Consider the following 13,808-nt stretch of genomic DNA (forward strand, 5'->3'; position numbering starts at 1 on the left):
AGACGTGTCAGTGGTGAACCGTATGGTCGGACCTGATGCCCGAGAACCCAGACACCCTGCCCTCCGACCGCTCGACGGTCCGCGTCCTGCTCCGTCTCTGGCCGTACGTACGGCCCGTGCGGGCCCGGCTGTTCACGGCCGCGATCGTCGCGATCGTCGCCTCCTGCCTGTCTCTGGTGATCCCCCTCGTCCTCAAATGGCTGGTGGACGGCCCCGTCGCGAACGGCGACCCCGGGGGCGTCTGGCTGGGGGCGCTGTACCTCCTGCTCCTCGGCATCACCGAGGCCGTCCTGTTCGGCTTCCGCCGCTGGCTGGTGGCGCGCCCGCTGGCCGCCGTGGAGGCCCGGATGCGCGCCGACCTGTACGGCAGACTCCAGCGGCTCCCGATCGCCTTCCACGACCGGTGGCCGTCCGGGCAGCTGCTCTCGCGCGGGACGACGGACCTGATGCTGGTCCGGATGTTCCTGGCCTTCCCGCTGACCTTCCTCCTGGTCAACGGCGTGACGATCCTCGCCGGTTACGTCCTCCTGCTGGCCCAGGACTGGTCGCTCGGCCTGGTGCTCCTCACGCCGGTGATCCCCCTCGTGATCGTCAGCAACCTCTTCGAGCGCCGGTACGGGGTCGTGACCCGGAAGTCCCAGGACCAGGTGGGCGACCTCACCACGGTGGTCGAGGAGAGCGTCCTGGGCATCCGGATCGTGAAGGGCTTCGGCCGGCACCGCAGCCAGGCGAAGGCGTTCCACGAACTCGCCGGACACCTCCGCGGCACGGAACTGGCCAAGGCGCGGCTGCTCGCCGCCATCTGGGCGGTCATCACCGCCGTACCGGAACTGGCCATCGGAACCGCACTCGTGCTCGGCACGGTGCAGGTCGCCGACGGGAACCTGTCGGCGGGCACCCTCGTCGCCTTCCTGTCGACGGCCCTGGCACTGCGCTGGCCGGTGGAGTCGATCGGTTTCATGCTCGCGATGAGCAAGGACGCGGCGACCGCGACGGAACGGTACTTCGAGGCGATGGACGCCGAGGAAGAACCGGACACGGCTGCCGGCACCACCACCCACGACACCTCCGAGGGGGTCCGCTTCGAAGGCGTCACGTTCCGCTACCCGGACGCCCCGGAGGAGGCACCCCCCGTCCTGGACGGCATCGACCTCCACATCCGCCCCGGCGAGACCCTGGCCCTGGTCGGCGGCACGGGCTCGGGCAAGACGACCCTCACGGCCCTCGTACCGCGCCTGCACGAGGCGACGACGGGCCGCATCCTCCTGGACGGCGAGGACATCGCCCTCATGGATCGGGAGAAGCTCCGCTCCCTCGTCTCCATGGCGTTCGAGGAGCCGACGCTGTTCTCGGCGAGCGTCGGCGAGAACGTCCTGATGGGCGCGGAGGAAGCAGGCGACCCCGAACTGCGCCGCGCGCTGGGCGTCGCCCAGGCGGACGGCTTCGTCGACCGCCTGCCCGAGGGGACGGCGACACAGGTCGGCGAGCAGGGCCTCAGCCTCTCCGGCGGCCAGCGACAACGCCTGGCCCTCGCCCGCGCGGTGGTCGGCAGGCCCAGGTTCCTGGTCCTGGACGACCCGCTCTCGGCACTCGACGTCCACACGGAGGCCCGGGTCGAGGCGGCCCTGCGGGAGGTCCTCCGGGAGACGACGGCCCTGGTGGTGGCGCACCGCCCGTCGACGGTGATGCTCGCCGACCGCGTCGCGCTGCTCTCCCGGGGCCGGATCGCGGCCGTCGGCACCCATCAGGAACTGCTGCGCAGCAGCGCCGAGTACGCCTGGCTGATGACGGGCGAGGGGAAGAACCGATGACGGACACGACACTCGAGAAGAAGAAGAAGAAGACGGCCCCGGCGGAACCGTCGGACCCCTTCGACCGCGACGACCTGCCCGCGTCCCCGGGAGCGACGGGGGCCCTGCTCCGCTCCCTCCTGGCCCCGCACCGGACGCGGGTGGTGATCGCGGCCCTGATCCTCCTCGTCAGGGAGGCGGCGCTGCAGGCGGGCCCGCTGCTCGTCGCGTACGCCATCGACCGGGCGGTCCCGGCGTTCCGCGCGGGAGACCACGGCCCGGTCATCGCCGTGGCCCTCGGCTACCTCCTCTGCGCCGCGCTGTCGGGCGTCCTCCAGTACGCGTTCGTCCGCGGAGCGGCCCGGATCAACCAGGACGCGCTGCTCGACCTGCGGGGCCGGATCTTCCGCCACGCACAGGTACTGAGCGTCGACTTCCACGAGCGGTACACCTCGGGCCGCCTGATCTCCCGCTCGACCACCGACGTCGAATCGCTCCGCGAACTGCTGCAGGAGGGCCTGCAGGAACTGATCGGCGTGGTCCTCTCCTTCGTCTCCATCTCCCTGGTCCTCCTCTACCTGGACTGGGGCATCGGAGCAGTGGCGGTGGCCTCCTTCGTCCCCCTCTACTGGCTGATCCGCCTCTACCAGCGCCGAGCGGGCGAGGTGTACGCGGAACGCAGCACAGCCATCGCAGGCGTCATCGTGAAGTTCGCGGAGACGATGAACGGCATCCGCCCGGTCCGCGCGTTCCGCCGGGAACGGGCCAACGACACCGAGTTCGCGGCGCTCAACCACCGCCACGAACGCAGCAACGGCGACGCCCTCCTGGAGATGGCCCGCTACGTGGTGGGCTCCCGCCTGGTGGCGAACACCGCAGTGGCGGGCATGTGCCTCTGGGGCGCGTACCGGGTCGCCGCCGGAACGCTCGAACTGGGCGTACTGGCGGCAGCGGTCCTCTACATGCGCCGCCTGTACGACCCGATCGACCGCCTGGGCATGTTCCTGAACTCGTACGAGTCGGCAGCGGCGTCCCTCACCAAGATCGCCGGCCTCCTGGCCCAGGAACCGGGCGTCCCGGAGACGACAGCCCCCCGAGAACTCCCCACGCGCACCGGCAAACCCGGCAGGGAGATCACCTTCGAAGGCGTCGGATTCGCCTACCGAACAGGAGGCGAAGTCCTCCCGGGCTTCGACCTGAAGATCCCCGCAGGCCAGACGGTGGCCGTAGTGGGCGCGACAGGCGCGGGCAAATCCACCCTCGCGAAACTCCTGGCCCGCTTCTACGACCCGACGGACGGCCGAGTCCTCCTGGACGGGGTGGACCTCCGCGACCTGACGACACCGGACCTCCGCCGCGGAGTGGTCATGGTCACCCAGGAGGCCTTCCTCTTCTCCGGCACAGTCGCGGAGAACATCGCGATCGGCCGTCCGGACGCAACCCGCGACGAGATCGAGCAGGCGGCCAAGGCGATCGGAGCGCACGAGTTCATCACCGGACTCCCCGACGGCTACGACACGGACGTCCGCAAACGAGGCGGTCGCATCTCGGCCGGCCAGCGCCAACTGGTGGCCTTCGCCCGCGCCCTCCTCGCCGACCCGGCAGTCCTGATCCTGGACGAGGCGACGAGCTCGCTGGACGTACCGGGCGAACGGGCGGTGCAACGGGCGATGGACACGGTCCTCACCGGCCGTACGGCAGTGATCATCGCCCACCGCCTCTCCACGGTCGAAGTGGCGGACCGCGTCCTGGTCATGGAACAGGGCCGCATCATCGAAGACGGCCACCCGTCGACGCTCATCAAGGCCGAGGGCCACTACGCGAGCCTGCACCAGGCATGGCGCGACAGCCTGGTGGGGTGAGGGAGAAGCGGCCCCCGTCCCCGGCGCCCCCCGTCAGACCCGCCGCCGCAGCACCACGAGCGACAGCAAGGCCGCGAGGAGCATCAGGGCGGAGGCCCCCACAGCGGCCCCGGACATGGCCGACACGAACGCGTTCCGCGCGGCGTCGACAACACCAGGAGTGCCCCCCAAGGCACCCCCCAGCGTCTCCCGGGCGGCGGCCGGCGCGGACGAGGGCATCGCCGCGGTGTACACGGCCGCGCCGATGGACCCGAGGACGGCCATCCCCAGCGCACCGCCCAGCTCCGACCCCGCTTCGAGCACCGCGGCAGCGGCCCCCGCGCGCTCGGGCGGCGCGGCGCCGAGGGCGAGTTCGTTGGCGAGGGTCAACGCGGAGACGAGCCCGGCGGCGTAGACGGCGCTGCCGACGAGGACCACCCAGAGGGGCGTGGCGCGGTCGACGGCGGCCAGCCACGCGAAGCCACCGGCGGAGACGAGGAACCCGCCCCCCATGACGTACGCCCGGTCCACCCGCTGGGCGACCGCCGCGGCGAGGGGCGCGGCGACCATGACGCCACCGGCGGGGACGAGGCTCCAGAGGGCCGCTTCGAGGGGGCTCTGCCCGAGGACGGACTGCAGGTACTGCGTGAGGAAGACGGCGAAGCCGACGGTGGCGGCCATGGCGAGCAGGCTGACGAGGACGGAACCGCCGTACGCCGGGGTACGGACGAGCCGCAGGTCGACCATGGGATGGGAGAGCCGCGCCTGCCGCCGCACGAAGACAAGCCCGAGCACAACCCCGACGGCGATTCCCGAGGCGGGCACAGGAGCCCACCCGCTCTTGGCAAGCTCCTTGACCCCGTAGATCACAGGCAGCAGAGCAGCGAGGGAAAGCCCGGCACTGAGCACATCGAACCGGGCACCCCCGGCATCGCCCCTGGACTCACCGAGGAGAACGGGCGCGAGCACCAACAGCAGCACCATCGCGGGCAGGTTGATGAGGAACACGGACCCCCACCAGAAGTGTTCGAGCAGCGCGCCGCTGACGACGGGCCCGAGGGAGATGCCGCTCGCCATGACGGTGGTCCACAGGGTGACGGCCTTGGCGCGCTGGGCCGGGTCCTGGAAGAGGGTGCGGATCAGGGCGAGGGTGGACGGCATGAGGCAGGCGCCGGCGACGCCGAGGAGCGCGCGGGCGCCGATGAGGGTGCCGGGAGTGTTGGCGTAGGCGGCCGCGAGCGACGCGGCGCCGAAGAGGCCGGCGCCGAGGAGGAGGAGCTTGCGGCGCCCGACGCGATCGCCGAGGGAGCCCATGGTGACGAGGAGTCCGGCGAGCACGAAGCCGTACATGTCGAGGATCCACAGCTGCTGGGTCGCGCCGGGCCGGAGGTCGGCGGCGATGGAGGGGATCGCGAAGTAGAGGACGGAGACGTCCATGGAGACGAGGAGCAGGGGAAGCATGAGGACGCCGAGGGCGGTCCATTCACGCCGCCCGGCCCGGACGGCGGAGAGCTCCTGAGGAGATGCGGTGAGTGTCATGGGGGCAGCGAAGCAACACCCGGGCGTACACCACCACGCACGTCCTAGTGCACCCTCCGACTCGCCACCGGAACCCCTGTTCAAGGCCGCGTACGGCGCAACAGTGCACTAGTACACTCCCGGCCCATGACGACGGAACCGCCCTACCTGGCCATCGCCGCCGAGATCCGGCGCCGCATTCTCGCCGGGAAGCCGGCGCCGGGCGACCGGGTGCCGTCGACGCGGGCGATCACGCGCGAGTGGGGCGTGGCGATGGCGACGGCGACGAAGGCGCTGGCGGCACTGCGCCAGGAGGGCCTGGTACGGGTGGAGCCGGGCGTCGGCACCGTGGTGGTGGACCCGAAGCAGACGCGCCACTCGACGACGAGCACCCTCACGAGGACCCGCATCGTCCGCACGGCGCTGGACCTCGCGGACGCGGAGGGCCTGAACGCGGTGACGATGCGCCGACTGGCGACCCTGCTCGACACGTCGGCGATGGCGCTGTACCGGCACGTTCCGGGCAAGGGCGAGCTGGTGCGCCTGATGACGGACGAGGCGTGCGGGGAGGTGCCGTTGGGGCCGGCGCCGGCGGATTGGCGGCAGGGCCTGGAGCAGGCGGCGCGCTGGCTGCGCGCGGTGTACGCGCGGCACCGGTGGATGGCCCAGGTGATGGCCTCGCTCTCGCGGCCGGTGCTTTCGACGAACGCGATGGCGTACACGGAGTGGGTGCTGGGGGTGCTGTGGAAGACGCCGCTGTCGCCGTCGCAGAAGCTGCACGCGCATCTGACGCTGTTCGCGTTCGTCCAGGGCCTGGCGATGGCGGACGATCTGGAGGAGCAGGCGCGGCTCGACACGGGCCTGTCGGACGACGAGTGGATGGAACAGAACGAGCCACGGTTCGACGCGATGCAGTCGGGTGGCCCGTACCCCCTGCTCGACGCGATCGCCCATGACGGGGGGTTCGAACTGAGCCTGGAGTCTCTCTTCGAATTCGGCCTCCGCAGAACGTTGGACGGCATCGCGACCCTGATCGACGAAACGTCCGGTTAACGAACACGGACATTCGGGCAGCGGACGGTTTCCGGCCAACTTCCCGATGCACTCCTGACAGGTACCCGTCAGTTCTGTCACTCTCTCCCCGGTTCTTCGCACCAGAGTTCACCGCGTCACCCGATCGGGTTCCTACCCACACGGGTCCCGCGTCACAAGTACATGCTCCACAGCTCTCCTTGCTCCGCCCGGACGGACTCACCCAAGCCCGCCGGTACCCCCCTCGCATAAGGAGTCTGCGTGAGATCCACGCCCAGCCGTCGCGCCACCGCGACCGGCGCTCTGATCGCCGCCGCCGCCATGCTCACCCTCGGCGTCCAGGCCGGCACCGCCTCGGCCGGCACCTTCGGTGCCGCCCCCGCCGCGGCCTCGCCCCTCGGCAAGGTCAACCCGGGCAAGCTCCCGGCCGACCTCTCCCCCGCCCAGCGCGCCGCGCTGATCAAGGCGGCGGACGCCGACAAGGCCGCCACGGCCAAGTCCCTCGGCCTCGGCGCCCAGGAGAAGCTGGTCGTCCGTGACGTGGTCCAGGACCGCGACGGCACGACCCACACGCGCTACGAGCGCACCTACGCCGGACTGCCCGTCCTCGGCGGCGACCTGATCGTCGACGAGTCCAAGGCCGGCGCCACGACCGGGGTCATCAAGTCGAACCGCGCCGAGCTCAAGAACGTCGACCTCGCCGCCTCCGTCGCCCCGGCCGCCGCCGAGAAGCAGGCCCTCGGCCTCGCCGCCGCGGACGGCTCGAAGAAGACCGCCGCCGACCGCGCCCCGCGCAAGGTCGTGTGGATGGCCCAGGGCGCGCCCGTCCTCGCGTACGAGACCGTCGTCGGCGGCCTCCAGCACGACGGCACCCCGAACCAGCTGCACGTCATCACGGACGCCAAGTCCGGCGCGAAGCTGTTCGAGTGGCAGGGCATCGAGACCGGCATCGGCAACACGATGTACAGCGGCCAGGTCACCCTCGGCACCGCGCCCTCGTACTCGCTGACGGACACCACCCGCGGCAACCACAAGACGTACAACCTCAACGGCGGTACGTCGGGCACCGGGACGCTGTTCACCAACACCACGGACACGTGGGGCAACGGCCTGGCCTCCAACAAGGAGACCGCGGGCGCGGACGCGCACTACGGTGCCGCGCTCACGTGGGACTACTACAAGAACGTCCACGGCCGCTCCGGCATCCGCGGTGACGGCGTCGGCGCGTACTCCCGCGTCCACTACGGCAACGCCTACGTGAACGCGTTCTGGGACGACTCCTGCTTCTGCATGACGTACGGAGACGGCACCAACAACACCAAGCCGCTGACGTCGATCGACGTGGCCGCGCACGAGATGACGCACGGCGTCACCTCCAACACGGCCGGCCTGATCTACAGCGGCGAGTCCGGCGGCCTCAACGAGGCCACCTCGGACATCTTCGCGGCGGCCGTCGAGTTCTACGCCAACAACGCCAACGACAAGGGCGACTACCTCGTCGGCGAGAAGATCGACATCCGCGGCAACGGCACCCCGCTGCGCTACATGGACAAGCCGAGCAAGGACGGCTCGTCCAAGGACTCGTGGTACTCGGGCATCGGCAACATCGACGTCCACTACTCCTCGGGCCCGGCGAACCACTTCTTCTACCTGCTCTCCGAGGGCAGCGGCACCAAGACCATCAACGGCGTGAACTACGACTCGCCGACCTCCGACGGCCTGCCGGTCACGGGCATAGGCATCGACAAGGCCCGCCTGATCTGGTTCAAGGCGCTGACGACCAAGTTCAGCTCCTCGACCAACTACGCGGGCGCCCGCACGGGTGCCATCGCCGCGGCCACCGACCTGTACGGCGCGAGCAGCCCCGAGGTCGCGGCCGTCCAGGACGCCTTCGCCGCGATCAACGTGGGTGCGCGCTCCGGCGGCGGCAACCCCGGCGGCGGCACGGTCTTCACCAACGACACCGACGTCGCCATCCCGGACTCCCCGGGAGCCGCGGTCACCTCGACGATCAACGTCACCGGCATCACCGGCAACGCTCCGAGCAACCTCCAGGTCGGCGTGGACATCATCCACACCTGGAGCGGTGACCTGGTCGTCGACCTGATCGCCCCCGACGGCTCGGTCTACAACCTGAGCAACCGGGCCGGCGGCAGCGCCGACAACATCCAGCAGACCTTCACCGTGAACGCCTCCTCGGAGGTCGCGAACGGCGCCTGGAAGCTCCGCGCCCAGGACAAGGCCGGCGCGGACACCGGTTACATCAACAGCTTCAAGCTGACCTTCCCGTAAGCGCGTGAGCGCGTGAGCGCTCACGCCGCACCGCACGGGAGCGGGAGCCCGGAGGGATTCTTCCCTCCGGGCTCCCGCGCGTCCGGAGCACCGGTCACACCCCGGGAGCTACCGCAGCAGCACCCCCGCCCCCTCCCCCGTCGTCCCGGACGGCAGGGCCGCGAGGCCGAGCTCGGCCGGGTGGGCGAGCAGCGGGTGGGCGGGCAGGACGCGGACGGTGCAGCCGAAGGAGCCGGTGCGGTCGAGCTCCAGGGTGCCGGCGTAGGGCTGCCGTCCGTCCAGGTCGGGGCCGCCCGCCGGCTTGAGGGCGACCGTCCGGGTGGCGGTGAGCGTGTCGTCGGCGTCGACGCGGCCGGTGACGGCCTGCACCTCGACGTCGTCGGGCTCCAGGCCGCCGAGCGCGACCCGGACCCGGACGACGGGCGTCGCGCCGAGTTCGGCGTCGGCCTCCGCGAGGTCGTCGCCGATCTCCACGTGGTCGACGGCCACCGCCGGCCAGGCCGCCCGTACCCGGGCCTTCCAGGCGGCGAGGTCCCGCGCCCGGTCCGGGGTGAGGGCGCGGCGGGAGCCGGCGGCGGGTACGTACAGCTGCTCGACGTACGCGCGGACCATCCGGTCGGCGAGCACCTTCGGGCCGAGGTCGGCGAGGGTCCGCCGGACCATGGCCGTCCAGCCGGCCGGCACCCCGTCGGGGCCGCGGTCGTAGAAGCGGGGGGCGACCCGGCGCTCGATGAGCTCGTAGAGGGCGGCGGCCTCCAGGTCGTCGCGGCGGTCCTCGTCGGCGGCGGCCGCGCCGTCGGCGGTGGGGATGGCCCAGCCGAAGTCGGGCTCGTACCACTCGTCCCACCAGCCGTCGAGGACGGACAGGTTGAGGCAGCCGTTGAGCGCGGCCTTCATCCCGCTCGTGCCGCAGGCCTCCAGGGGGCGCAGGGGATTGTTGAGCCAGACGTCGCAGCCGGGGTAGAGGCCGCGGGCCATCTCCATGCCGTAGTCGGGCAGGAAGACGATCCGGTGCCGGACCCGGGGGTCGTCGGCGAACCGGACGAGTTCCTGCACGAGCCGCTTGCCGCCGTCGTCGGCGGGGTGGGCCTTGCCCGCGACGACGAGCTGCACGGGCCGCTCGGGGTGGAGGAGGAGGGATCGCAGCCGGTCCTTGTCGCGCAGCATGAGGGTGAGCCGCTTGTACGAGGGGACGCGGCGGGCGAAGCCGATGGTGAGGACGTCGGGGTCGAGGACGGTCTCGGTCCAGCCGAGTTCGGCGGCGGCCGCGCCGCGCTGCCGCCAGGAGGCCCGCAGCCGTTCCCGTACGTCGGTCACGAGCCGTTCGCGCAGGGTGCGGCGCAGCTCCCACAGCTCCCGGTCGCTCGCGTCCGGGGAGAGCCGGCCGACCTCGGGGGCGACCCAGGTGGGGGCGTGGACGCCGTTGGTGATGGAGGTGATGGGCACCTCGCCGGCGTCGAAGTCCGGCCAGAGTCCGGCGAACATGGAGCGGCTGACGGCGCCGTGGAGGGTGGAGACGCCGTTGGCGCGCTGGGCGAGGCGCAGGCCCATGGCGGCCATGTTGAAGACGCCGGGTTCGCCACCCAGCGGGGTCTCGTCGCCGAGGGCGAGGATCCGGCCGAGGTCGACGCCGGGGAGGGCGCCGTCCTCGCCGAGGTGGCGGGCGACGAGGGCCCGGTCGAAGCGGTCGATGCCGGCGGGGACGGGGGTGTGGGTGGTGAACACGGTGCCGGCCCGGACGACCTCCAGGGCGGCGTCGAAGTCGAGCCCCTCGCCGCCGAGTTCACGGACGCGTTCGAGACCGAGGAAGCCGGCGTGGCCCTCGTTGGTGTGGAAGACCTCGGGGGCGGGGTGGCCGGTGAGCCGGGTGTACGTGCGGACGGCGCGGACGCCGCCGATGCCGAGGAGCATCTCCTGGAGGAGCCGGTGCTCGCTGCCGCCGCCGTACAGGCGGTCGGTGACGCTCCGTTCGCCGGGGGCGTTCTCCTCGACGTCGGAGTCGAGCATGAGGAGCGGGACGCGGCCGGCGCGGGCGATCCACAGATGGGCGTGGAGGCTGCGGCCTCCGGGCAGCGCGAGGGTGATGCGCGCGGGGGTGCCGTCGGCCTCGCGGAGCAGGGTGACGGGCAGCTCGCCGGGGTCGAGGACGGGGTACTGCTCCTGCTGCCAGCCGTCCCGGCCGAGGGACTGCCGGAAGTAGCCGTGCCGGTAGAGCAGGCCGACGCCGATCAGCGGGACGCCGAGGTCGCTGGCGGACTTGAGGTGGTCGCCGGCGAGGATGCCGAGGCCGCCGGAGTACTGGGGCAGGGCGGCGGCGACGCCGAACTCGGGCGAGAAGTAGGCGACGGCGGCGGGCGCGTCGCCGGGCCGGCCCTGGTACCAGCGGGGGGCGTGCAGGTACTGGTCGAGGTCGTCGGCGGCAGCGCGCAGCCGGGCCAGGAACTCCTGGTCGTCGGCGAGCGCGGCGAGCCGGGGCGCTTCGAGGGCGCCGAGTACCCGCACGGGGTCGGCGCCGCTCAGGCCCTCGGGCGCGAGGGACGCGAAGAGCGCCCGGGTGGGCTCGTGCCAGGACCAGCGCAGGTTGTGCGCGAGGTCGGCGAGGGGTCGAAGGGTGTCGGGGAGGACGGGACGCACGGTGAATCGACGGATTGCCTTCACGCTGTCCACCTTCGCAGGCAGTGACGGACCGGAGCGAAAGCACCACGCTGTGCGTCCGCGGCTGTCGTCCCGGAAGGCTAGGCCACCCCGCCGGTCCCCACCAGGGCGCGCGGGGGCCCTGCGGGCCCACCCTGGCCGACGGGCGGCGGGGCCCACCGCTGGAGACGAGGGCCTCGCGCCCACCGCCGGACGCGAGCTCCAGCGGGCCCGCCAGTGGCGGCGAGCACCATCGCGCCCACCGCCGGAGGCCCTACGTCACACCCCCACCGGTTCGACCGGCCTGCGCCGTTCGTGCTCGGCGAGCCGGTCGCGCGTCCGGTCGGTGACGTCGGGCCGCTCTCCGCGGGCCCTCGCAAGCGCCACGTCGATCACGACCTGGATCCTCTCGGCGTCGGCGCCCGGGTAGGCCACGCCCGAGGTCTTCTTCCGGTTGGTGACCGTGATCAGGGTCTGGCCCGTGGCGTCGTGCTGGTGGTGCAGCCACTTGCCGTACTCCCATTCACGCCGCTTGACAGCCCCCTGGAACACCACGCGGAGGTCGGTGACGGCGATCTCACCCGTCTCGGTGCGCTCGGTGTAGCCGGCTCCCTGACGGGTTCGCACCTCCACCAGCGCGCCGGTGGCCACCCAGAGCACCTTCTCTCCGGGCTTGCGCCGGCCCCAGCGGAAGTCCGGGCCGGTGAACTCCCTGACGGGCGGGTTTTCGGCCAGGTCGAGCAGCTCGGCGAGCCGGTCGTGTTCGCGCTGCCACTGGGCGATGTCGCGCGCGTACGTCTCCCTGGCTCGGATCCGGGCCTGTTCACGTGCGCGTGCGGCACGTTCCTCGGCGGCCACCCGTGCGTCCTCGCGCCACTGGGCGTACCGGACGATGACGCGGCGGCGGCCGCGCCACAGCAGCACGCCGCCGACGACCAGGAGGACGAGGGCTCCGAGCCACCAGAGGACGGCGCGCAGGGTCTCTCCGGTCGTCCACTCGTCGGACAGGCGGACGTCGAGGGTCCTGCGGGTGGTGTTGCCGACGGCGTCGGCGACCGTGACGATGATCGTGTACGTACCCGGCGGCAGGTTCAGGGTCTCGGTCTGACGGGCGCCGGTGAGCAGAAGCTGCCGGGTCGTTCCGTCGGGCAGGCGGATGGCGGCCCGGCGGCCCTTCTCGCCGGTGACATCGACGACGGCGTCGCCGTAGCGGGCCCGTTCCGCGTCGTAGGCGACGGTGAGTGCCGGGGGCGTCGTGTCGACGGTGAAGGCGGTCGAACGCGCGGTGCCGCGGCGGCCGAAGGGGTCGGTCAGGGTGACCTCCGCCGTGTACGCCCCGTCGGACAGCGTGATCGGCACGGTGGCCCGTCCGGACGGGTCGAGGAGGACGTCGGCCCGGGTGTCGGCGACCGTGAGGGTGCCCTTGCCGCCGCGCGGTCCGGTGATCCGCAGGGCGGGGGTCCGGGTCGAGTAGGCCTCCTCGTGGGCGATCTGGGGCCGGAGGCCGGCGAGGTCGACGACGGCCTGCTCGGTGCGGACCGTCGTGTTCCCGGCGGCGTCGCGGACGGAGGCCGTGATGCGATGCCTGCCGTTCGGCAGCCACAGCTCCTGGCGCACCGTTCCGGTCGGCCCGAAGGTGCCGGTCGCCTTCTCCTCGCGTCCTTCGACACGTATCTCGTACGTGTCGTCGAGCTCGCCGCCGAGCGTCACGGCGACGGCCGCGGAAGTCGGGTCGGCGGAGGCGGCGGCAAGCGTGGCGTCGGGCTTGGTGGCGTCCGCGGTGAGCGTGAACTCGGCTGTGGCGTCACTGCTGTTGCCCGCCGGGTCGACCGCCACGACCGTGTAGGTGTGGTCGCCGTCCTCCGCGGTGAAGCCGATCCGCTGGGCGGATCCGGTCGCGTCGGCCTTGGTCACCGTGACGCCGTCCGCGTCGTGCACCTCGATGGTCGAGCCGCGCTCGGCGGTGACGGTGAGCGTGACCCTGCCGCCCGCGCCCGCCGCGGGGCTCGTGACGGTCGGGATGTCGGGCGGCACGATGTCGTACGGCTCGGAGTTCCCGACACCCGAGCCGGCGCCGCTCCCCGTGTCACCGTCCGAGCCGGGCAGCGAGCCGCCGCACTCGCTGGTGTAGCCCAGGTCGCCGCAGACGTACGAGCCGGAGTCGGACGGGCAGGAGTGCCAGCGGTGGCACCCGTCCCGGTGCGCGGCGGCCGGGGCCGTGCTCCCCCAGGTCATCGCCAGGGCGAGGGCGGCGGTCACGGCGAAGGCCGGGACGCGTCTCGGACGGGCAGGTCTCTTCACGTGATGCGATCCCCCCGGATCGGCGGTGGCTCGTGCGCACCGAAGGTGGGGATGGTGTCAGACGGGACACCAGTGCCTCAACTCGCAAATGTTTTCCCCTGCGAGGGGAACCGGGTCGCCCCACAAAGACGGGGCTTCTTTCTTGTCCGGGTCGTGTGCTTGCCGGTGTCGCTACGTCCGAGTAGTTAACAAGGCGCCGGATTGCCCACCCGAGAACCGTGGGAAGGCTCCTGCGGTACGACCCCCGAACCCGTCTCCCCGAGCCCTCTGTTCCTCTCTGTTCATCCCTGTGGACCCGCCATTCGAGTGAACGCGGACAGGAGCCGTCATGCCCGCAACCCGCCGGCCGTCGACGGAGCTAAAAAGAGCGCACCACCATCCGCACCCCCGACAACCGTCA

Annotated in this window: 7 protein-coding genes; 4 read left to right on the forward strand and 3 right to left on the reverse strand. The window is 72.0% G+C overall.

Annotated features, from left to right (window positions below; all coding sequences use genetic code 11):
• Positions 1-35 precede the first annotated feature (35 nt).
• Complete coding sequence (locus ACFYX3_RS18790) at positions 36-1,811, forward strand: ABC transporter ATP-binding protein (protein WP_389014427.1); 1,776 nt, start codon at positions 36-38, stop codon at positions 1,809-1,811.
• Positions 1,808-3,652, forward strand: a complete 1,845-nt coding sequence (locus tag ACFYX3_RS18795; RefSeq protein ID WP_389014430.1) for an ABC transporter ATP-binding protein — start codon at positions 1,808-1,810, stop codon at positions 3,650-3,652. The genes ACFYX3_RS18790 and ACFYX3_RS18795 overlap by 4 nt, the downstream gene beginning before the upstream one ends.
• A 33-nt stretch (positions 3,653-3,685) precedes the next feature.
• Here ACFYX3_RS18795 and ACFYX3_RS18800 read toward each other — a convergent pair whose 3' ends face one another.
• Positions 3,686-5,170, reverse strand: coding sequence for an MFS transporter (locus tag ACFYX3_RS18800; protein ID WP_389014433.1), 1,485 nt, complete (start codon positions 5,168-5,170; stop codon positions 3,686-3,688).
• Between the two features lie 126 nt (positions 5,171-5,296).
• On the opposite strand from ACFYX3_RS18800, the gene ACFYX3_RS18805 reads away from it, so the two are divergent.
• Positions 5,297-6,202 (forward strand): TetR/AcrR family transcriptional regulator C-terminal domain-containing protein, encoded by a 906-nt coding sequence (locus tag ACFYX3_RS18805; protein ID WP_389014436.1) that lies wholly within the window; start codon positions 5,297-5,299, stop codon positions 6,200-6,202.
• 240 nt (positions 6,203-6,442) lie between these two features.
• A complete protein-coding gene (locus tag ACFYX3_RS18810) occupies positions 6,443-8,473 on the forward strand; it encodes a M4 family metallopeptidase (RefSeq protein WP_389014439.1) in 2,031 nt (676 codons plus the stop codon).
• Positions 8,474-8,581: 108 nt separating this feature from the next.
• Here ACFYX3_RS18810 and glgP read toward each other — a convergent pair whose 3' ends face one another.
• The gene (glgP, locus tag ACFYX3_RS18815) at positions 8,582-11,131 is read right to left on the reverse strand and encodes an alpha-glucan family phosphorylase (protein WP_389014442.1); all 2,550 of its coding nucleotides are present in this window, start codon (positions 11,129-11,131) and stop codon (positions 8,582-8,584) included.
• Positions 11,132-11,386: 255 nt separating this feature from the next.
• Complete coding sequence (locus ACFYX3_RS18820) at positions 11,387-13,408, reverse strand: hypothetical protein (protein ID WP_389014446.1); 2,022 nt, start codon at positions 13,406-13,408, stop codon at positions 11,387-11,389.
• Positions 13,409-13,808: the final 400 nt, after the last annotated feature.

Source organism: Streptomyces sp. NPDC002463 (assembly GCF_042889835.1).
Taxonomy (GTDB): Bacteria; Actinomycetota; Actinomycetes; order Streptomycetales; family Streptomycetaceae; genus Streptomyces; species Streptomyces nymphaeiformis.